Here is a 20,297-nt window from a genome sequence, read left to right as displayed (position 1 = left end):
ATATTTGTGATTTGTATTTTAATCATAACTTTATGATATTTAGGGTTTAAGTGATTTATGTGTGAGCTTTTGGGGATGTCGGCGAACGTACCGACGGATATTTGTTTTAGCTTTTCTGGTTTGTTGGAGCGTGGTGGCAATACGGGTCCTCACAAAGATGGCTGGGGTATCACCTTTTACGAGGGAAAAGGATGTAGAACATTTAAAGATCCTGAGCCGAGCTGTCAGTCTGAAATTGCTAAACTGGTCAAAGCATATCCGATTAAAAGCGTGTCTGTAATAAGTCATATTCGACAGGGAAATAGGGGGCGAACTTGTCTTGAAAATACCCACCCGTTCACTCGTGAATTATGGGGTCGGGAGATCACTTACGCTCACAATGGTCAGCTTTCGGACTATAAAGATTTAAAAACTGATTTCTATCGACCTGTTGGGAATACAGACAGTGAACTTGCCTTTTGTTGGATTTTGGACAAAGTAAGAGAAAAATACCCAAGCCGCCCGTCAAACATGGTCTCAGTTTTCAGGTATATCGCAAAGCTAGCGCACACATTGAGAGACAAAGGGGTATTCAACATGTTGATAACCGATGGCATTTATGTGTTGGCGTATTGCACCAATAACCTACATTGGATAACCCGTAGAGCCCCATTTGGTAAGGCTACCTTAATTGATGCGGATATGGTGGTGGATTTTCAAAAAGAAACCACACCAGATGATGTTGTTACTGTTATTGCAACGCGACCGCTGACCAACGATGAACAGTGGCAGAAACTTGAGCCCGGTGAGTTTGCTTTATTCAAATTAGGTGAGAAGGTGTAGTTCTGAGTTTTTGTAAGCAAAGGCGGCTTAGTTGAACCGCCTTGATGAATTAACGATGTTGCTATCAACTCTCTGATTTGGGTTGGTAGGTTTTAAGCTCTATCTGAAATTGCTCCATACCATCTTTACCCTTGTACATTTTCACCAGCATATGATCATAACTTGGTGCAAACCAAGCAATGGCCTGACGATCGCTATCATCATAAACGCGTTTAACTTTGATGGTTTTGACGTTGCCAAAAGGCAGAGTGATCATTTCCTCGCCGGCCACTTCAAAATCATAGCTTCGCTGGTCGCCTTTTTTGTCTATGATTGGGTAGCTAAACTTGGTCTTTCCCGCCTTTAAATCTTCTCGCAGCTGTACTTGATAACTAATTAAATCTTGTTGATTCTCAAGCCATTTCACTTTCAGTGGATACTTTTCTTCACTGGAGGTGATTGCTTGGTTTTGGTGATCAAACTTAATTTTGTAGCTTTTATCTGGGCCAGTCCCTTCACGAGTCATACTGTAATGTAGTGGGCTGACGGTATTTTCAGCGACTTTAAACAATGATTCTTCAGTTCTTACGTCTGAAAAAATCATCCATTCGATATCGCTTTTGTAACGTACAGCGTATGTTGCATCCGCTATTTTTGTGAGGTCTCGCGTGGCACTACCATGAACCTTACCTTTGCGTGAAACTTGGTATTCGGCGTGATATTCAGTGAGTGAGTTCGCAAATGTCGAAGTGGAAAGTAGAGCGCTAATACCAATTAGCACAGCGCTCCATTTTTTATTTTTCTGGGTACGGCGCACCTTGAACTGGTAAGGTTTTGTTATCAAAAACAGCATAGTCTGCTTCCATTGTTAGTCTTTGTTCGCTGAACCATTTGACCACCAAAGGATAAAGAATGTGTTCTTGCTTATGCACACGTTGCGCCAGTGACTCTGCCGTATCATCTGGAAGAACAGCGACCTTGGCCTGACAGACCACAGGACCACCATCTAACTCCTCTGTGACAAAGTGAACGCTAGCACCATGTTCTGCATCGTTTGCATCGATTGCTCTTTGGTGGGTGTTCAGCCCTTGATACTTAGGCAACAAAGAAGGATGAATGTTCAACATTTTTCCTCTAAATTTTTGCACCAAGTTTGGAGTTAGAATACGCATAAATCCAGCTAATACAACCAAATCTGGTGTAAAGCTATCAATTAGTTGACCAAGCGCAACGTCATACTCTTCACGAGAAGCATATTGTTTATGGTCTAAAACAGATGTTGCTATACCAGCCTCTTGCGCTCTGGTTAGGCCGTATGCGTCCGCTTTATTACTAATAACGGCAGCAATTTCACCTTGAATATAGCCAGCTTTGCAAGCATCAATGATTGCTTGCAAATTTGAACCACTACCAGAAATCAGAACAACAAGGCGAGTGGGTGCCATTACTCGGCACCACCTAAGATCTCAACTTGCTCTTCACCAGCCTGAGCGTCTTGAATTTCACCGATGTGCCAAGCGTTCTCGCCTTGTGCTTTCAGGATGTCAAGGCTTTGCTCAAGCTTGTCAGCGGGAACAACTAAGATCATGCCAACACCACAGTTGAATGTGCGGTACATCTCGTGAGTTGCAATGTTACCGTTCTCTTGTAACCAGTTGAAGATTGCAGGCCATTGCCAGCTATCACCTTTGATCACCGCTTTTGCAGATTCAGGTAGCACGCGAGGGATGTTTTCCCAGAAGCCGCCGCCAGTGATGTGAGAAAGTGCGTGAACATCAACTTCTTTTAATAGCGCTAAGATTTGCTTCACGTAGATACGCGTTGGCTCTAGCAGGTGCTCGCCTAGAGTTTTGCCTTCGAACTCTGCGTTAGTATCTGCGCCAGATACTTCGAGTACTTTACGGATTAGAGAGTAGCCGTTTGAGTGCGGACCACTTGAACCCAATGCAATCAGCTGATCGCCAGCCGCAACTTTAGTTCCATCAATGATTTTAGACTTTTCTACCACGCCAGTACAAAAGCCTGCCATATCGTAGTCATCGCCTTCGTACATGCCTGGCATTTCAGCCGTTTCACCACCGATAAGCGCACAACCAGATAGTTCACAGCCTTTACCAATACCAGATACTACGTCCGCCGCAACATCAACGTCTAACTTGCCTGTAGCATAGTAGTCCAAGAAAAATAGGGGTTCAGCGCCTTGGACAATAAGATCGTTAACACACATAGCAACTAGGTCAATACCTACTGTGTCGTGCTTTTTCAAATCGATAGCTAAGCGTAGCTTAGTACCAACACCGTCAGTGCCAGCAACCAAAACAGGCTCTTTATATCCAGTTGGAAGTTCGCATAGTGCACCAAAACCACCAATGCCACCCATTACTTCTGGGCGACGAGTTTTTTTCACTACGCCTTTAATTCTTTCGACCAATGCGTTGCCCGCATCGATGTCAACGCCAGCGTCTTTATAACTAAGAGACTGTTTTTGTTCGCTCACAGGTTTTCCTCAAAAGTTGCTAGATAGATTTGCTTAGAAACGCCGACATTTTACAACAATTGCATCTAGGCGGCTAGCGACTTTGCGAGAAACCCTAAGAATGTGGCCAAAGGTCCTCGATTTTGTATCTCGAACAGTATAAAGAAACGACAAAAACTTTGATTGTTTATAACTGAATGTGATTTGCGTTAGATCAATATTCAAGGAAGGTAGCAGCGTACTATGAATACAGACCCAATCAGACAGTAACTTCAAAAAATGTATTCGAAATCACTGTCACTAACGGCGCATTGATTGGGTCTACCCAAAACTCAAATGCATTTTCAGCCTTAACCTGAGGTTTGTACTCAAACTCAGATTACCTAGCTAATTATGGGAATAAAACGATGAATATTGAACGCCACAGCCTAGCTAAAGAACTCCCAGAATTTAAAGATAAAATTCACGACTTGAAACTGTCTGATGGACATTTCTCAAAGTTATTTAAAGATTACCATGAAGTGGACAATGAAGTTATTCGAATTGAAGATGGTGTAGAGCACTCAAGTGATGAGTATCTTGAATCACTGAAGAAAAAGAGGCTGTGGTTAAAAGATCAACTTTATCGAATTTTAAAAAGTGCAGACTAACTGTTAATCAAGGCCAACCAGCCTATGTGAGCGGGCTGTCAAGTCCGCTGCTATGTTCCCCGCCAATTGTTGAATAATTTAGCCTGTCCCGAGCAAGAGCAGATTTATAATCTATACTCTAACCATTGTATTCCATCCACGACGACTCCTTTGATTGCACTTATATTAGTATTAGCTGGCAGCTTTATCATGGGATTAGCTTTTTCTCCGGCCTTTAAAATATGTCGATTAACCTCGTCGGTCGGGTGGCGAGTGTTGTTAATTCTTATGGCTCTGTTTGAACTCGGATACTTGAGCTTTGCCTACTTCCTGTACGATCACAATAGCGCTAGTTTTATTGAGCAAGGCTTAAGTTTAATCCTGTTTCTTGGCTCCATTTTTGTTTTTGTGGTGAATTGTCTAAGTCTAACTAGCCTGCAAGAATTAAATGAAATTGCAACGCAGGCCAAATATAACGCTGAACATGATTTTTTAACGGATTTGGAGAATCGTCAGCGCTGCATTGATGCCATTAATGAACGTAAACATCAGCAGCTCGACTTTAGTGTTATCTTGGTTGATTTGAATAATTTCAAACAGATCAATGATGCAAAAGGGCACTTCTTTGGTGATAAATTACTGGTGGAACTTGCCCACAAAATGCGCGCAGCATTGCTTCCTCGTAGCAAGTTATATCGCATGGGCGGCGATGAATTTATCATTCTGATGGACGTGACTGACGTAAATTGTATTTACTCGCAAAATAATGCACTGCTGAGCGAATTAAAGTCAGGTATAGAAATTGAAGAGTTGCAGCTGGACGTGACGTACAGTGCAGGAGCAAGCTTATGGACTAAATCGCGCCAACTTGATGTGTTTGACCTTTTGAAGCAAGCCGATATTGCCATGTATTCGGCCAAACATAGCCGTCAAAGCATCGTCATCTTCGATGAAGAGCTCCATGAGGGAATTGAGGCTGAATTCCAACTGTTGGCTAACCTCAAAGTTGCGCTCGCTCGAGGTGAACTGACGCTCTATTATCAACCGATAGTGTGTTCTCAAAGCGGTGATATTCATGGAGTAGAAGCGCTATTAAGGTGGCCTCAGTCCGATGGCACAATGATAATGCCAGATCAGTTTATTGAGTTAGCGGAGCGCAATAATTTGATCAGGCAATTGAGTGCGTTTGTGATTAACCGTGTATTCCAAGACCTCGCAATATTGATTGAAATAGATGACAAGTTGGTTGTGCATATCAATCTTTCCTGCCAAGATTTTGCTGAACAGAATCTAATTAATACCCTTGCCATGCTACTGGATACTCATCGAGTGGACCCAACTCATATAGTATTTGAGCTTACAGAAAGCACCGTAATGGAAGAAGTGGAAAAAGCGAGAAGCTTAATTGAAACACTAATAGACATGGGATTTGCAGTGAGTATTGATGATTTTGGGACTGGTTTTTCTTCATTTTCTATTCTAAAAGAGTTACCAATTTCGCAGATTAAAATAGATGGTTCGTTTGTAAGGCTAAGTCATGAAAGTGAAAAAGATCAAGCCATAGTAGAAACCAGTATGTTTTTAGCGCGTAAATTGAATTGCAGTATTGTTGCCGAGGGTGTTGAAAGCGATGCCTGTTTGCAGTATTTATATAGCTTAGACTGTCCTTATATTCAGGGCTTTCAGATATGTGAACCACTCTCGCTAAGCGAATGCGTAAAGTGGATTAATTCCCAGAACATGGTGAGAGGCGCGATGAAAAGGTTAGACGGTTAAGGTCAATACCCTCCCTCTGCAAAAAGCTTGCAGCCCAGATATACGAATAAATTGCAGTCGACTAGAAAGTTAACATGGGTTTAGGTGGGATAAAGCCGTACATTTGTTCAAACCCTGGGATTTCAGTTTCCCATATTGGGGTCTCTTCACCAATATATGCCCGGAATGCATCTAAAAAGAGTCTTGTTCTAACTGGCAAGTCGCGGTGGGGGTAGAGTGCATACATCGCTGCAAAATCGACCAGTTTTGTATTAGTTAAAATCGGTTGTAATTTGCCTTCAGTAATTTCTTTGCCGACTAAAAAGGCTGGTGCAACAATATAACAAGTACCGGATAGGACACTTTCCATTAATGTATCTCCGTCGTTGGTTCTGAAGATACTCTTCACTGGCATTTGTTGTTCGATACCTTGCTCGTCTTGATAGGTGATACTGGTAAACCTTAATGCATCACTGGCGTAGGTTGCTGCAGGTAATTCGCTGAGCTCCTCGAGCGAGTTTGGCGTGCCATGGGTTTTTAAGAACGTTGGGCTTGCTAATATGAGCAATCGATTGCGCGCAATTCTGCGGGCGATAAGCGATGAATCTTTCGGCTCGCCGACACGAAAAGCTAAATCAAAACCTTCACCCACTAAGTCCACGAGCCTATCTTCAAGCCTAAGCTCAACTTCAACATGAGGAAAACGTTTTTGAAAGTCATTGATAACAGGTTGTACATAGCGTCGACCTACCACAGTAGAGCTGGCGATTTTAAGCAATCCTTTAGGCTCGGTGTGATAATTCTGTGCGATACGCTGAGTATCGTTTAGTAGCAGCCTTAGCTCTTCTGCTTTTTTTACCATCTCGGAACCTGCAGAGGTGAGCGAGAAGGAACGAGTTGTACGATTCATTAATCTTACACCGAGTTCTTCTTCCAGCTTGGTCATCTGCTTAGAAATGACAGAGCGATCGATATTTCTCAGTTGTGCGGCACTGGCAAAGGAACCACGTTCCACAACGTCTAAAAAGATTAATAATCTGCTGCTAATATCCATAATGCGAGAAAGTTCACTAAGACTGATGCCATTGTGACACTAAACAATTGGAATTGCGAGGGGCATATTTACACTAATAAAGTTGTGGCAAAATGCTAACAATGGTTTAATGAATTTAGTCTCACTACTTTATTGTTAACATAACGCAAAGGCATATGATGAAAGCAGTCCGATTCAATCACACAAATGGACTTACCTTCGAGCAGGGAGAAATTAACTTACCTGAGGCAACCGATGATCAAGTCTTGGTCAAAGTTGAATACGTTGGTTTAAGCTTTATCGATACCAAAGTGGCCGCTTGTCCCTGTGAAGAAACACCGAATAGAGTGTTTGGTGTAGATGCCGTGGGGGTTGTGGAAAAAGCATGTAAAACGGGGTTTCCTGAACCGGGTACGCGGGTTTTTTGGCACGGTGACATTCGAGAGCAAGGCACGATGAGTGAATTTACCTTGGTGCCAAGTCACGCACTTACTGTACTGCCAGAAAATGTTGATGGTAAGCTCGCCTCAGCGGCAATTGCACCTGCTATGTGTGCATTGATTGCGCTATTTAAGCTTCAACTGAATGCAGGTGATACTATCTTAATCGAATCTGCTCATCATCCAGTTGGTCAAATGGCAATACAATTTGCTAAACAAGTGGGGCTTGGGGTGGCGGCATGTTCCGAGTCCAAATATAAAAAGCTGCTTGAAAAGCTAGGTGCGGATCTCGTGTATACCCAGTCTGATTTTGCCGGCCTAGCCGATGCCCTGCAGCTTCATTTTGGTGCAGCAGAGGTGCAAGGCGCACTAGATTTAACAGGTACACATACCCAACAATTGATTTCACATTTGATATTTTGTGGTCGAGTAAGTTGCTTAGCGGGATTACCTGCTATTGAGCAACACGTCTTAATGAAGAAAGCGCCAAACATAGGCATCGTTTCTTTGTGTGGTAGTTGGCTTTCCAATAGTGTTTGTGCGCAGCAGAGAATGGCATTTATTGGCAATACCCTAGCTGAAAAGCTTGAAAAAAATGAAATTACTTTGCAGCAACTTGAATCAATTTCACCGCAGCATGATGCGATAATTGAAACGCTGAAAAAGCTAGAAAGCAACGATAACATCACGTTTTTTGCGGCAGATATGAAACTGTAGTCCCCACTAGCAACAATAATTTATCCTCTTTACGCAACAATACTGAGCTTGGCTACATTCGCTAGGCTCAGCGTCCAAATAAATTGATACAATTTCTGACATTTTTCATCGTTTGAACACCGTATACTTCCCTGCAGGCCTCGCCATGAAGGGAATACGCCTTTCCTTTACGACTTCATAAAGAGTCATTGTCATCGTAAGGCGAAATTTTACATTGCGTTAATTGATGTCGGAGGGGCATCAATTTGGTGCGAATTGATATGTTTATTTGCACTCGTCAAATTGGATAGACTAGTGTCATCAGTTTAATAAGGATTAAACAATGAAAAAGTTACTTGTTATTTTCAGTTTTCTCATCTTCTCAGGTGTCGCGTTTGCGAATGACACACCTTATGAATTAATTAACCAAGTTGGCAATAAGCTATTTGCTGATATAAAAACGGTTAATCAAGATGGTAAGGCAACTGAAACTCAGATGAAGGGCATAGTACGTAGTCGCTTGATGCCACACATCGATGTGAAGTTTGTATCTTTTAAATTGCTTGGTAAACATATTAAAGGGTTAAAAAGAGACGAAGCCATCGAGTTTATTAGTGCGGTTGATAACTATCTTGTATCTACTTACGCTAATGCACTTTTACAGTACAAAGGCCAAGACGTATTGTTTGAAGAGTTACCGGTTTCTGATGGTGCTGATTTTGCGACGGTTAAGGTGGTAATAAGAGAGCAATCAAAACCAGATATAGACATGCATTTTAAGTTTCGTCAAAGCAAAGATGGAGACTGGAAAGTGTATGACATGGTTGCTGAAGGTATTTCTTTATTGAGTGCTAAGCAAAAAGAGATCACGATGAGAATTTCAGAAGTAGGTTTAGCTCAGGTTACGGCTGAATTGAAGAGTAAAGCATAAATCAAATTACTTCCCCCGACTTTGAAGTAACCAAAAGAGCACATCATGATTGATATGCTCTTTTTTTTGGTTCTGAAATCAGACGACTTGGTTCATTAGTGGTTTTTCCAGTCTTGCTGCGTCGAGGTTTTCACAGGTTATTGTTGCAATTTGTTTTAGTGCTTCTTTGGTAAAAAAACCTTGATGTCCTGTAACTAGTACGTTGGGGAAGCTAACTAAACGCGAGAAAACATCGTCTTGAATTATTTCTTCACTGTGGTTTTTAAAAAATAGCTCTGACTCTTGCTCATACACGTCTAAGCCAAGGTAACCGAGGCGTTTAGACTTGAGCGCGGCGATACAGGCTTTGCTATCTAACAGCGCGCCTCTACTGGTGTTAATAAGCATCACACCCGCTTTCATTTTGGCAAACGCAGCATCATCAATAATATGATGAGTATATTCATTAAGCGGACAGTGCAAGCTAATAATATCCGATTGTGCTAGTAAGATATCTAGAGAGACCAAAGTATAGGGACCTTCTCCAATGTTTGGGTCATAAACCAGCACATTGGCACCAAAGCCGTTTAAGATACTGACTAAGGCTTGGCCAATTTTGCCACAGCCGATGATACCGACCGTTTTATTATAAATATTAAAACCAAGTAAGCCGTTGAGATCAAAATTATCTTCACGAACTCGATTGTAGGCCTTATGTGTCTTACGGCTGAGCGTTAGCATCAACGCGATACAATGCTCTGCAACTGCTTCTGGGCTGTAGGCTGGAACACGGACAACCTTTATGTCTAGCTGTTTTGCTTGTTGAATATCAACGTTATTGAAACCAGCGCAGCGTAGGGCGATGGTTTTAACGCCATAGTCAGCCAGTTTATCAATCACTTGCGCATTTACAGTGTCATTTACAAATACACAAACCGCGTCATATTGCTGGCACAGCGAAACCGTTTTTTCATTGAGTGACTCACTAATAAAACTTATTTCAAGTTCAGAGTAGGAATTTACGGCTTGCTCAAAAAACGGCACTTCATAGTTTTGCGAACTGAATAGGGCGATTCTCATGATTAATGTGGCTCTCTATCACTGACTTAAGCGTTTCTGGTTTTGTTCTTGGGGCATATCGAGATACTAGCATGCCTTCAGAGTTTATTAGAAACTTGGTAAAATTCCATTTAATTGCGCGGTTTTGCGCGATACCACGGGTATGAGATTTTAAATAGCTAAATAATGGGTGTGCATCAGGTCCGTTGACTTGTGTTTTAGTACAGATCTTAAAGCTTAAATTGAAATGTGTATTGTAAAACTCTTTAAGCATTTCATCTTCAAGTGGCTCATTGCGACCGAACTGGTTACAAGGAAAGGCCAATACCTCAAATCCAAAAGGTTTGTATTTGCTGTATAGCTTTTCAAGTGCAGACAGTTGCGGAGCAAAGCTACATTTGCTCGCAATGTTAACGATCAATAGCGGTCTTCCCGCCAGAGACTGTAATGGCAAAACTTGGCCATCAATAAGTTGTGCACTAAAACGATAAATATTCTCCATCCTTTCAGGCTCCGTGTGATTTATTCATGTTATTCGGTATCAAAGCGGTTTTTTCATTTGCTATGACAGAGGTGCTCGGGTATAAAAACTCCATTCTTATTAAGATAACAACGAAATAGGACAGAAATATGTCAGTGAAAGTCGCATTTATAGGATTAGGTGTCATGGGGTATCCAATGGCTGGGCATTTGCAAAAAGCGGGTTACCAAGTCACAGTATACAATCGTACTACCAGCAAAGCCGAAAAATGGGCCGCTGAGTATGCTGGCAACTTTGCAGTTACACCTAAAGACGCAGCGACTGACTGTGATTTTGTATTTATGTGTGTTGGCAATGATGACGATTTACGCTCAGTCGTATATGGCGAAAGTGGTGTATTAGCGGGAGTAAAGCCGGGAGCTGTGATAGTTGACCATACTACAACATCTGCAAAAGTTGCCCGTGAAATAGCGCAAGAAGCCAAGAAATTACAAGTTGAATTCTTAGATGCCCCGGTATCTGGTGGTCAGGCTGGCGCAGAAAATGGCGTGTTGACGGTGATGGTTGGAGGAGACGAAAGTACGTTTGTTAAAGCGCAGCCAATCATGGCCGCGTTTGCTCGTTTTAGCCAATTAATTGGAGAAGTGGGTGCAGGGCAGCTGTGTAAAATGGTCAATCAGATTTGTATCGCAGGTGTAGTACAGGGGCTCGCAGAAGGCTTACATTTTGCTAAAAAGGCGGGTCTTGATGGTGAAAAAGTGATTGAAACGATTGCTAAGGGGGCTGCTGGCTCTTGGCAAATGGAGAATCGTTATAAAACCATGTTATCAGGCGAATATGACTTTGGTTTTGCAGTCGATTGGATGAGAAAAGATTTAGGCATTGCACTAGACGAGTCAAGAAGTAACGGCGCAAATTTGGCGCTTACAGCTTTAGTGGACCAATATTATGCAGATGTTCAAGCGCTTGGCGGCAACCGTTTTGATACCTCAAGTCTACTGGCAAGACTTGACGCTATCCACGACAAAAACAAATAACCTTTCGTTTCTAGGGCCTGTTGACCTTTGCTGTTTGATTTTTGTTCTTCTGAGTGTGTTTTGGTCGCGACGCTCGACTTGCCGCCTAGTAATCTAGGCAAAAGTTGAGCAACAATGAACAAAGCGCACTCAGATGAACCCAAAGGGCAGCGCTTGATTAGCATTTCTACTGTGTTATAGCCAGACTTACATAGAATGACTATGCTACGCTGGCTCTGCCTTGTATAAATACCAATCAAACTGCTGCAAAAACAAACTTGAAAGATCAACAGGCCCTAGTCTAAGTAACTTAAGGTCGCATTAGTCGTTATGGCTGCGCTACATTGGTGATAAATTGCTGATGTAGTGCACTGAGATTTGTCAGTATTGCGTCTTTACCTTTGATATCGCTACGTTTCAGCACTGCATCAATCACATCAACGGACTGCAACGTGACAAGTTTTGATGCCGTTAGCTGGTGGCTAATATGCCAAGGCTCCGCAGCAACTCCCCCTCGATAGCAATCATAAGGCCGATAGAAACCAAAAGTTGCTAAATGCGCATCAAGCCACAGCGAAAATTCGTGCTGATGTCCATCTTGCTGGTATTCCCATGGTTCTAGTTGTAGTGACTGTCCTGTCGGTACAAGGTTTTTGGCGAACACATCCAGATCAGTACCCAAATGGTGGCGGCTAGCACTAGGTAGGGCGGAGAACAACATAATTGCTTTTACTTTGTCGATGTCTGAGAGATTACTCAGTTCTATCTCTCGGTTAGAGATATCAAAAACAGGACGGTGCATCGCAAACTTGCTATTCCAAATCGCTTTTTGCCTTTCAAACCCTCGATATGCGGATGCCATGTAAAACTCAAAACCGGCCTTTTTTGCAGCTTGTGAGAGGGCGTTGAGATCAGAAACGATTGCGCTATGCACATGACGACCATGGTAAAAAACCAGATGTGATTCATTAACGCCACAAGCGCTGCATTCAGCGCTTGTAAGCATATAGCGGCTAGGCAAGTAACTTCTCCAAGATCTTTTCATAGACTAAGGCTAATTGATCTAAGTCTTTGCAACTCACGCATTCATCGACTTGATGGATTGTGGCATTAATTGGACCAAGCTCAATTACTTTACATCCCGTTTGGGCAATAAATCGGCCATCCGATGTGCCACCTGAAGTTTCCGGTGTGGCTTGCCTTCCCGTCACTTCTTTGATGGCTGCAATCGTCACATCAAGCAATGGACCTGGCTCTGTTAAAAACGGTAAGCCATTCAGTATCCAATTCAGCTCATAATCAAGTTGATGCTTGTCTAAAATTGCAATAACACGTTGTTTGAGCTCATCGGCTGTAACTTCGGTGCTAAAGCGAAAGTTAAACTGTACTTGCAAAGAGCCTGGTATCACATTGCCAGCCCCTGTTCCGCCATTAATATTGGAAACTTGAAAGCTTGTTGCGGGGAAAAATGCATTCCCTTGATCCCACTCGGTCTGACTGAGTTCAGCAATCGCCGCTGCAGACAAGTGGATGGGGTTTTTCGCGAGATGAGGGTAAGCTACGTGACCTTGTTTTCCAATCACTTTTAGGTGTCCGGTGAGTGAACCGCGACGACCATTTTTTACTACGTCGCCAAGCTCATGGCGTGATGAAGGTTCACCAACCAAGCACATATCAATTTTTTCGTTTCGGGCTTCTAATAAATCTACAACTCGAGTTGTGCCGTTCACGAAAGGGCCTTCCTCATCAGAGGTTATCAGAAAAGACAATGACCCTTTGTGGTTGGGGTGTTTTTCGATAAACCTTTCCGTTGCCACGACCATAGCTGCAAGTGAGCCTTTCATGTCAGCAGCTCCGCGGCCATGTAACATGTCATTTTCAATCACTGCAGCAAATGGCGGGTGCTGCCATTGACTCTCGTCACCAACCGGTACTACATCTGTGTGTCCAGCAAAGCAAAAATGTGGTCCGCTGTCGCCTTTTCGTGCCCAGGTGTTGAGCGTATCAACAAAGAAGTGTTCTTCGATGATAAAGCCAAGCTTTGCCAAGCGTTCATTCATTAATTGTTGGCAGCCAGCATCATCAGGTGTAACAGAAGCCCTTTGGATCAGAGCTTGAGCGAGCTTAACTACTTCGCTCATTAGGCAAAAATCTCATCATACTGTGCAGCTTTAAAACCCAAGTGATATTGACCTTGGTACTGCAAAATAGGGCGTTTTATCATGGCTGGTGCCGCCAAAAGGTGTTGCTTAGCTGACTGCGCATCGAGATTTTGTTTTTGTTCTTCGCTAAGCGCTCGGTATGTGGTCCCGCGTTTGTTTAACACGTTTTCCCAGCCAAGTTGGTCAATAAAAGCAGTGAGTAGAGCTTCGTCTAATCCATCTTTGCGATAGTCGTGAAAGGTGAATTCGATATTGTTGTCTTGAAGATATTTTTTGGCTTTTTTAATGGTATCGCAGTTGCTGATCCCATACATGGTGATTGTCATAAAGCACACGCCCTTGCAATTGTGATTATCGGCTCTTTGGCCGCAGATACTTGTTTTAAAGGATAATAACACGCACCAAGCTTTTGTGCATTGAGTAGCACAATGGCGGCCATGGTTTTTGCTTCACTGAGTGGAATATCAAAAAAGCATAGCGGCTCTCCAAGCTTTATCGTGGTTTTGCCAAAGCTGTTTGCTTTGAGATATTCGGGTTTGGCAAACTCATTGCCGATTTCTAAGCTCAGTAACATTTTTAAGCCGTTATTGGCGTGTAAAATGTATTCGCAGTTATTTTTTCTGATCTGGATTAGTTTTCCGTTACAAGGAGATAGCAACAAAGGCACACGCATTTGTACGCAAACGCCTATTCCTAACATACCAGACGCAATCGCCGCGTTTGGATGCGTACTTAGCGGTAAGACTTTGCCGGAAAAAGGACTTGGAATGTGCGCAATCGGGTTTGCGATTTGGGATATTGGCCGATATTGGATTGGTGGTGAGAGTTCAATCAAAGTAATAAATATCCATCTTTTTTGAGCGCTTGCATCGCTTGCTGGATTTGGCTTTCTTTTACAAGAATGTAATCGGTATCGTATGTTGATAAGGTAAAAATAGAGACGTTGGACTTTGCTAGCACACCAGAAATATTAGCCATAATCCCCGTCAGCGAAAACCCCAGCGGGCCAACGACTTCCAATGCTCTCCAATGACTTTCAGCCGCGAGGCTACTGACTACGATATCTGACGCGCAAACGATAGAGAGTTCATCCTCAGTTTTGGCAATAAAAAAGATTTCACTGTTTAACACTGCTTGTGGAACAGCGTCATCGCAATCCAAGCTATGTATCGTAAATTCTTGTTTGAGCAATTGCAGCGTTTGCTTTGACATTACCAACCCTTGTTTTTGGAAAAATACCAATTGGTATAATTCATAGTATAGCGAAGTCAATTTAAAGACCAGAGCGTTCGCCTGAATTCTAGGCAAAAGAAAGGATTAGTGAGGTGAAAAAGAAAAGGGCTCATGCATTGAGCCCTTGGTATAAAGATTATTCTTCGATTTGTGTTGCCTGAATAGCAGTCAAGGCAATGGTGTATACTATGTCATCAACCAAAGCCCCACGGCTTAGGTCGTTAACCGGCTTACGCATACCTTGTAACATAGGTCCGATGCTAACAAGTTCAGCACTTCGCTGCACCGCCTTGTATGTGGTGTTACCTGTATTTAAATCTGGGAAGACAAATACCGTTGCTTTACCAGCGACTTTGCTGTTTGGCGCTTTTTTACGTGCGACATTTTCCATAATGGCGGCATCGTATTGCAGCGGCCCGTCAATATCGAGATCAGGGCGTTTCTTTTGTGCGATCTCGGTGGCTTCACGCACTTTTTCTACGTCTGCACCTTGTCCAGATGTTCCTGTGCTGTAACTGATCATGGCAACGCGAGGCTCAATGCCGAATGCTGCAGCGGAATCTGCAGATTGAATTGCGATATCTGCTAACTGCTCTGCCGTTGGATCTGGGTTAATTGCACAGTCGCCGTATACCAACACTTGGTCCGGTAGCAGCATGAAAAATACTGAGCTTACCAACGACGCGCCTGGTGCCGTTTTGATTAACTGTAGTGGTGGGCGAATAGTATTGGCGGTAGTATTTACCGCACCAGATACTAAGCCATCAACTTGGCCTTCGGCTAACATCATGGTGCCTAGCACGACGTTATCTTGCAGCTGCTCTGCCGCAACGACCTCGGTTAGGCCTTTGTTTTTACGTAGCTCAACCATAGGCGCAATGTACTTTTGCAGCTCTTCTTCAGGAGATAAGATAGTCACGTTTTCATTAAGCTCAACACCTTGTTGCTGGGCGATACGTTCAATCTCTTCTCTGTCCCCAAGTAGTACGGTTTTAGCGATATTTCGCGCACCACAGATAGCAGCTGCCTTAATCGTTCTCGGCTCATTACCTTCAGGCAGCACAATGGTTTTGCTTGCACGTCTAGCTAAATCAGTTAGCAGATAACGAAACGCAGGAGGGGAGAGTTTGCGAGTTTTTGCGACCCCTTTGGCCAAACTTTCCAGCCATTCGCTATCGATGTGACGGGCGTTGTGCTGCTTTACGCGCTCAATGCGCTGCTCGTCATCGCTGGGCACTTCCATATTGAAATTGTGTAATAGCAAAGAAGTGCGCCAAGTATCAGCCTCAGTAGCAAGGATAGGCAGACCGGTATCCATCGCTTGCTCACATAAGGTCATGATCTTCTCTTCTGGTTTGAATCCACCAGTTAACAAGATAGCGCCAATCTTGGTGCCATTCATGGCCGATAAACACGCTGCGACTAGGATATCCGACCGATCGCCAGGAGTAACCAACAGAGCACCTGGTGTAAAGTGGTTAAGAATGTTCGATACTGTTCTTGCACAGAAGGTAACACGGCGCAGACGACGGTGCTCCATATCACCCGCATTGATGATTTCGGCTTTTAAATAATTGCTTAAGTCGATAACTCGTGGCGCTACTAAGTCAAAGTCCCATGGTATGGCACCTAAAAGTTGAAATGGGTGTTTTCTGAAAATAGGCAGCGATGCCAAACGATTCATTTCGTTTTCAAGCTCTTCTGGTTTGTATTGATCAACCAGATCGGCGCGTGCTCTGCCATCTTCATCCAGCGGTGCATTCACTTTATTGAAAATACAACCCAATACGCGAGGGTGGTTTACACCGCCATAATTACCAGCGGCAATCTCTAAGCGGTCTTCAAGCTCGTCGATAGAGTCATTACCCGGCGTTAAGACAAACACAATATCTGCACCTAATGTTTGCGCAATCTCGCGGTTTACACGGCCAGCGTAAGGTTGACGACGGGTGGGAACCATTCCTTCAATGATGGCAACTTCATCGTCTTGTACTGTGCCTTCAAAGCGCTCCACAATTTCTTCTAACAAATCATCGCCTTTACCATCACCTATCATTTGCTCAGCGTAGCTCAGCTCAAAGGGCGTGGGTGGGGCAATGGTTGAACCTTGCTGAACGATGAGTGTTGACTTCTCAGGGCCGACTTCATCTTTACGAGGTTGTGCGATTGGCTTGAAGAAGTTTACTTTTACCGCTTTTTGTTCCAGTGCTCGGACTATTCCTACAGACACCGACGTCAAACCAACGCCCGTTGAAATAGGAATAAGCATAATACGACGACCCATCATTACACTCCTTTAGCAAGCGTAGCTGCGTCGTTGGCAATCACCCATTCTTCATTGGTTGGGATGACCATAGCGACAGGAGAGTGAGACTCATCAGTGATCACACCTTGATTTCCAAAGCGTGCGTTGAGGTTACGCGCTTTATTGATATGCATGCCAAGGAAGTTAAGCTGGTTTACTACTTTTTCACGGATAACATCAGAGTTTTCGCCAATTCCACCGGTAAATACAAGTGCATCTAAACCGTTTAGTGGTACCAAGAAGCTAGCAATTTGTTTGGCTAAACGATAACAGAAAATATCAAGCGCCAGTGTTGCTTGAGGGTGGTTTTCCTGTGCAGCTTCTTCAATCGTTCGGCAATCGTTAGAAAGCTCACTAATACCCAAAAGGCCACTTTGTTTATTCAACAAGGTGTCAATTTGCTGTGTTGAATAGTTCAGGTGGTTAACTAAAAACGAGAACAAGCCCGGATCAATATCACCACTTCGGGTGCCCATCACTAGACCCTCTAATGGTGTTAAGCCCATGCTGGTGTCCACCGATTTACCGTCTTTAATTGCGGTAACGGAACAACCATTGCCTAAGTGTGCGGTAATAATACGAGATGGCTTATCTTTTAAGCCTAAAATCTCGATGGCCTGCGCCGATACATAAGCATGGCTGGTGCCGTGGAAACCGTAGCGTCGAACACCATGTTCACGATATAGTGAATAAGGTAGGGCATAAAGGTACGCTGTTTGATCCATACTTTGATGGAAAGCCGTATCAAAGACAGCAATTTGCGGTAGATGCGCAAATGCTGCTTGAGCTGCGCGGATCCCAAGTAGGTTAGCTGGATTATGTAAAGGCGCCAGACTAGCCGTTTCTTGGATAGCATTTATAACGGAGTCATCGATAATGACAGATTGTGTAAAGCGCTCACCGCCGTGTACAACGCGGTGGCCGACAGCGACAAGATTTGCGTCTAACGCGAGATCTTTGATGAGTTTTACAAGTGTCGTGATCGCAACTTGGTGCGCATCACCACTATTTAGGGGCACGATTTCCTTGTTGCCTTGGAACTTATATTTAATTTGTGGTGATTGTTCAGCTAGGCGTTCAGCCAGACCTGATAATATCTCCTCTCCCGTTGCGTTATCGATGATTGCAAACTTAAGACTGGAGCTTCCACAATTAAGAACCAAAACATGCTGAGATGACATAATGACTTTCCGTTTTGACAATAACAGTTATTGCGTATTAAGCTTAAAGCTATAGCGCATATAAGCTACGCATTTAGACTAAGGTATAGTTGACAGTAAAGACGTCGATTTTACCTCATTTTTTATATAAAAGTTAGCACCTAGGAGTTATGATGCAAAAAAGTCTTATTTCGCAAGTGCAACTTGGACGTCAATACTCGAAAGAGTGGCCTATGCGCAAGGAATTAGCACCGTTGTTCCCCGAATTTAGGGTGATCAAGGCGACAGAACTTGCTTTAAATACAATGCCTATGCTGGCGGTGTTTACCCTGTTTTTGCAGACCAGCCAATTGGGTTTTCAATATCTGCCGCAAGCCATTGCGATTGCTTTGTTCTTTTTATCGCTTCCTGTCCAAGGGTTATTATGGCTTGGTAAAAGAGCTGAAACGCCGTTAAATCCGGCTTTGTATTCTTGGTATACAGAACTGCACCAGAAGATGGTTGCCAATGGCTACGATGCCCCCCTGTCCTCAAGAAAACCTAGATATAGAGATTTAGCGCGATTGCTAAAAGATATGTTCGATAAAATGGACAAAGCGTTTATGCAAGAAAATCTGTAGTTTCTGTTTTCCTGCCTACCAAGCAAGTAGGCAGCGATTTGCTCATAATTGGTGATCTGATGTTGGGTTACTTGCGCTGATATTGGTTTATCAAAAACGAGAGCGTGATTTCGATATGGTCCATCTTCTGTAATCTGTCCATGTGTTGTTGCTTAAATTTCCAAGCAAATGGCGTCATCATGATTAAGTGTTCAACACACTCAAATTCCATTCTGTGTGTTTGTTGTAATTTAGTCCGTTCAACCAATTCAAACCCTTGTGGTGTTTCTGGTGCTTTGTGTAGCTTTACATTGTCATAAATCAGAGACTTGAGTTCGAATAGATGATGCTCGCCGGGTGAGACGACATACAAACTGCCTGATGGTTTGCATAGACGGACGAGCTCCTCGGCGAACACTGGCGCAAAAATACTCACAATCACATCTGCAAATTCATTTTCAAAAGGAGCCTCTTTGATGGAGGCTACGCTAAATTCTACTTGAGGATAGCGTTTAGCGGCATAGCGGACAGCAGGCTTTGCGATATCGACCCCGTAGACTTTGGCATTCTCGCAGCGATTTGCTATTTCATGGGTGTAAAAGCCTTCACCACATCCTAAGTCCAGCAGGGTAGTCGGTGCTTTTTCAGAGACAATTTGTGCAAGCCTATCACGTAGAAAGTGATAATGATCGGTTTCGAAGAATGCCCGACGCGCTGCGACCATTTCTTGGTTGTCGCCCGGCTGTTTTGATTTTTTATTTTGCACGGGTAGTAAGTTGACATAGCCTTCTTTGGCAATATCAAATTGATGATTATTATTGCAGCTGTAGCTTGCACCGCCTTGATATAAAGGCAGTTTACACAGTGGACAGCGGTAGTGGGAGATCATTTGTCTAAGTATTCCCTATCAAAAAAAGTTTTTACCCAATGTGGGCGATATGTAATGAGTAAGGTGATGGCCATGCCATTTAACATGGCTTCAGGGAACCACATTATTACGGCAAAATGGAGATAATTGTCTGCCAACTGATACCAAGTATAGGCATCGATTGCATAATAATAGAATGCGCTTAGAAGTATCTTTAAACAGCCCACCGTACCTGCGAAAATAAATGCACAAACAAAAATATAAACGAAAAAGTGCCGCGGTAAATGATGATAGCAAAGGGCAAAGAGTCCATAGCTTAAGTAGACAGGTATCAGTGCAGTAAACAGCCAAAAATTACCAAACTCCACCAAGGTAAAAGCACTAAAGTAACTATGGACGAGGCATGCCAAAGTTGCACTCAACGCTCCCAGTCGCCAGCCTAAAATTAACGTTACTGCTGTTATTCCAAGAATATGAATGTTCAGCTCAGGTAAAATGCCTGCTTTTATTTGCCACAGTAACGTGAGGACAACCGAACAACTTAATACGCCGGTTTGTCTGGCTGGTACTTGTAGTAATTGCTGGTATTCTTTGCGATGAAAACTGAGTAAAAATAACCCAAGGGCAGCGATAAACGTCACGTTTCTATCCAGTTTTTAAATTTGGTGATTTTG

General features: G+C 43.2%; 23 protein-coding genes. 7 read left to right on the top strand and 16 right to left on the bottom strand.

The window, feature by feature from the left end; all coding sequences use genetic code 11:
- Positions 1-57: 57 nt before the first annotated feature.
- A complete protein-coding gene (locus EXT48_RS09450) occupies positions 58-822 on the top strand; it encodes a class II glutamine amidotransferase (RefSeq protein WP_010605063.1) in 765 nt (254 codons plus the stop codon).
- 64 nt (positions 823-886) lie between these two features.
- On the opposite strand, the gene EXT48_RS09445 is transcribed toward EXT48_RS09450, so the two are convergent.
- Genes EXT48_RS09445 through purM form a run of 3 tightly spaced genes read right to left on the bottom strand, consistent with a single transcriptional unit; the run spans position 887 to position 3,298 of the window.
- Positions 887-1,582: a DUF3108 domain-containing protein gene (locus tag EXT48_RS09445; protein WP_039497405.1), complete on the bottom strand. Its 696-nt coding sequence runs from the start codon at positions 1,580-1,582 to the stop codon at positions 887-889.
- Positions 1,583-1,595: 13 nt separating this feature from the next.
- Positions 1,596-2,246 (bottom strand): phosphoribosylglycinamide formyltransferase, encoded by a 651-nt coding sequence (gene purN / locus EXT48_RS09440; protein ID WP_010605061.1) that lies wholly within the window; start codon positions 2,244-2,246, stop codon positions 1,596-1,598.
- Positions 2,246-3,298 carry a phosphoribosylformylglycinamidine cyclo-ligase gene (gene purM, locus EXT48_RS09435; RefSeq protein WP_039497406.1) on the bottom strand — a complete coding sequence of 351 codons (1,053 nt, stop codon included), beginning with the start codon at positions 3,296-3,298 and terminating at the stop codon, positions 2,246-2,248. Before purM ends, purN begins: the two co-directional genes overlap by 1 nt.
- Positions 3,299-3,684: 386 nt before the next feature.
- On the opposite strand from purM, the gene EXT48_RS09430 reads away from it, so the two are divergent.
- Together EXT48_RS09430 and EXT48_RS09425 are read left to right on the top strand one after the other, a co-directional pair.
- Positions 3,685-3,927: a YdcH family protein gene (locus EXT48_RS09430; protein WP_039497408.1), complete on the top strand. Its 243-nt coding sequence runs from the start codon at positions 3,685-3,687 to the stop codon at positions 3,925-3,927.
- 252 nt (positions 3,928-4,179) lie between these two features.
- Entirely contained in the window at positions 4,180-5,682 is a 1,503-nt protein-coding gene (locus EXT48_RS09425) for a bifunctional diguanylate cyclase/phosphodiesterase (protein ID WP_239359244.1), read from the top strand.
- Between the two features lie 61 nt (positions 5,683-5,743).
- On the opposite strand, the gene EXT48_RS09420 is transcribed toward EXT48_RS09425, so the two are convergent.
- Complete coding sequence (locus tag EXT48_RS09420) at positions 5,744-6,715, bottom strand: LysR substrate-binding domain-containing protein (RefSeq protein ID WP_010605058.1); 972 nt, start codon at positions 6,713-6,715, stop codon at positions 5,744-5,746.
- A gap of 155 nt (positions 6,716-6,870) precedes the next feature.
- Here EXT48_RS09420 and EXT48_RS09415 point away from each other — a divergent pair, with 155 nt between their 5' ends.
- Together EXT48_RS09415 and EXT48_RS09410 are read left to right on the top strand one after the other, a co-directional pair.
- Positions 6,871-7,851, top strand: coding sequence for a zinc-binding dehydrogenase (locus EXT48_RS09415; protein WP_240703371.1), 981 nt, complete (start codon positions 6,871-6,873; stop codon positions 7,849-7,851).
- Positions 7,852-8,173: 322 nt separating this feature from the next.
- On the top strand, positions 8,174-8,761 hold the full coding sequence (locus EXT48_RS09410; RefSeq protein ID WP_130164291.1) for a phospholipid-binding protein MlaC: 588 nt from the start codon (positions 8,174-8,176) through the stop codon (positions 8,759-8,761).
- Positions 8,762-8,839: 78 nt separating this feature from the next.
- On the opposite strand, the gene EXT48_RS09405 is transcribed toward EXT48_RS09410, so the two are convergent.
- Together EXT48_RS09405 and EXT48_RS09400 are read right to left on the bottom strand one after the other, a co-directional pair.
- Positions 8,840-9,820 carry a 2-hydroxyacid dehydrogenase gene (locus tag EXT48_RS09405; protein WP_130164290.1) on the bottom strand — a complete coding sequence of 327 codons (981 nt, stop codon included), beginning with the start codon at positions 9,818-9,820 and terminating at the stop codon, positions 8,840-8,842.
- A complete protein-coding gene (locus EXT48_RS09400) occupies positions 9,786-10,301 on the bottom strand; it encodes a glutathione peroxidase (protein WP_010373899.1) in 516 nt (171 codons plus the stop codon). The genes EXT48_RS09405 and EXT48_RS09400 overlap by 35 nt, the downstream gene beginning before the upstream one ends.
- A 128-nt stretch (positions 10,302-10,429) precedes the next feature.
- Between EXT48_RS09400 and EXT48_RS09395 the strand changes: the two genes are divergently transcribed.
- On the top strand, positions 10,430-11,317 hold the full coding sequence (locus EXT48_RS09395) for an NAD(P)-dependent oxidoreductase (RefSeq protein ID WP_130164289.1): 888 nt from the start codon (positions 10,430-10,432) through the stop codon (positions 11,315-11,317).
- Here EXT48_RS09395 and EXT48_RS24035 read toward each other — a convergent pair.
- The 8 genes from EXT48_RS24035 to EXT48_RS09350 all read right to left on the bottom strand — a co-directional run bounded on the left by EXT48_RS24035 (position 11,239) and on the right by EXT48_RS09350 (position 18,177).
- Entirely contained in the window at positions 11,239-11,481 is a 243-nt protein-coding gene (locus EXT48_RS24035; protein WP_102056991.1) for a hypothetical protein, read from the bottom strand. The genes EXT48_RS09395 and EXT48_RS24035 overlap by 79 nt on opposite strands.
- Before the next feature lie 143 nt (positions 11,482-11,624).
- The gene (locus tag EXT48_RS09380) at positions 11,625-12,317 is read right to left on the bottom strand and encodes a M15 family metallopeptidase (protein ID WP_130164346.1); all 693 of its coding nucleotides are present in this window, start codon (positions 12,315-12,317) and stop codon (positions 11,625-11,627) included.
- Positions 12,310-13,437: a succinyl-diaminopimelate desuccinylase gene (gene dapE / locus EXT48_RS09375; RefSeq protein ID WP_130164288.1), complete on the bottom strand. Its 1,128-nt coding sequence runs from the start codon at positions 13,435-13,437 to the stop codon at positions 12,310-12,312. Before dapE ends, EXT48_RS09380 begins: the two co-directional genes overlap by 8 nt.
- A complete protein-coding gene (locus tag EXT48_RS09370) occupies positions 13,437-13,784 on the bottom strand; it encodes an ArsC family reductase (RefSeq protein ID WP_039497426.1) in 348 nt (115 codons plus the stop codon). Before EXT48_RS09370 ends, dapE begins: the two co-directional genes overlap by 1 nt.
- Complete coding sequence (locus tag EXT48_RS09365; protein WP_039497428.1) at positions 13,781-14,293, bottom strand: PTS glucose transporter subunit IIA; 513 nt, start codon at positions 14,291-14,293, stop codon at positions 13,781-13,783. The genes EXT48_RS09370 and EXT48_RS09365 overlap by 4 nt, the downstream gene beginning before the upstream one ends.
- The gene (locus EXT48_RS09360; protein ID WP_039497430.1) at positions 14,290-14,670 is read right to left on the bottom strand and encodes an ACT domain-containing protein; all 381 of its coding nucleotides are present in this window, start codon (positions 14,668-14,670) and stop codon (positions 14,290-14,292) included. Before EXT48_RS09360 ends, EXT48_RS09365 begins: the two co-directional genes overlap by 4 nt.
- A 157-nt stretch (positions 14,671-14,827) precedes the next feature.
- Positions 14,828-16,975, bottom strand: a complete 2,148-nt coding sequence (gene pta, locus EXT48_RS09355) for a phosphate acetyltransferase (protein ID WP_026001076.1) — start codon at positions 16,973-16,975, stop codon at positions 14,828-14,830.
- 2 nt (positions 16,976-16,977) lie between these two features.
- A complete protein-coding gene (locus tag EXT48_RS09350) occupies positions 16,978-18,177 on the bottom strand; it encodes an acetate kinase (RefSeq protein ID WP_045989341.1) in 1,200 nt (399 codons plus the stop codon).
- Between the two features lie 152 nt (positions 18,178-18,329).
- On the opposite strand from EXT48_RS09350, the gene yfbV reads away from it, so the two are divergent.
- Positions 18,330-18,776 (top strand): terminus macrodomain insulation protein YfbV, encoded by a 447-nt coding sequence (yfbV, locus tag EXT48_RS09345; protein WP_130164345.1) that lies wholly within the window; start codon positions 18,330-18,332, stop codon positions 18,774-18,776.
- Positions 18,777-18,843: 67 nt separating this feature from the next.
- On the opposite strand, the gene rlmA is transcribed toward yfbV, so the two are convergent.
- Positions 18,844-19,644 (bottom strand): 23S rRNA (guanine(745)-N(1))-methyltransferase, encoded by an 801-nt coding sequence (gene rlmA, locus EXT48_RS09340; RefSeq protein WP_130164287.1) that lies wholly within the window; start codon positions 19,642-19,644, stop codon positions 18,844-18,846.
- On the bottom strand, positions 19,641-20,264 hold the full coding sequence (locus EXT48_RS09335; protein WP_130164286.1) for an energy-coupling factor ABC transporter permease: 624 nt from the start codon (positions 20,262-20,264) through the stop codon (positions 19,641-19,643). Before EXT48_RS09335 ends, rlmA begins: the two co-directional genes overlap by 4 nt.
- Between the last annotated feature and the right edge of the window lie 33 nt (positions 20,265-20,297).

The organism is Pseudoalteromonas sp. CO348, assembly GCF_004208845.1.
GTDB classification, from domain to species: domain Bacteria; phylum Pseudomonadota; class Gammaproteobacteria; order Enterobacterales; family Alteromonadaceae; genus Pseudoalteromonas; species Pseudoalteromonas maricaloris.
Note: the sequence above shows the minus strand (reverse complement) of the source record. Positions and strands in the feature narration are given on the sequence as shown.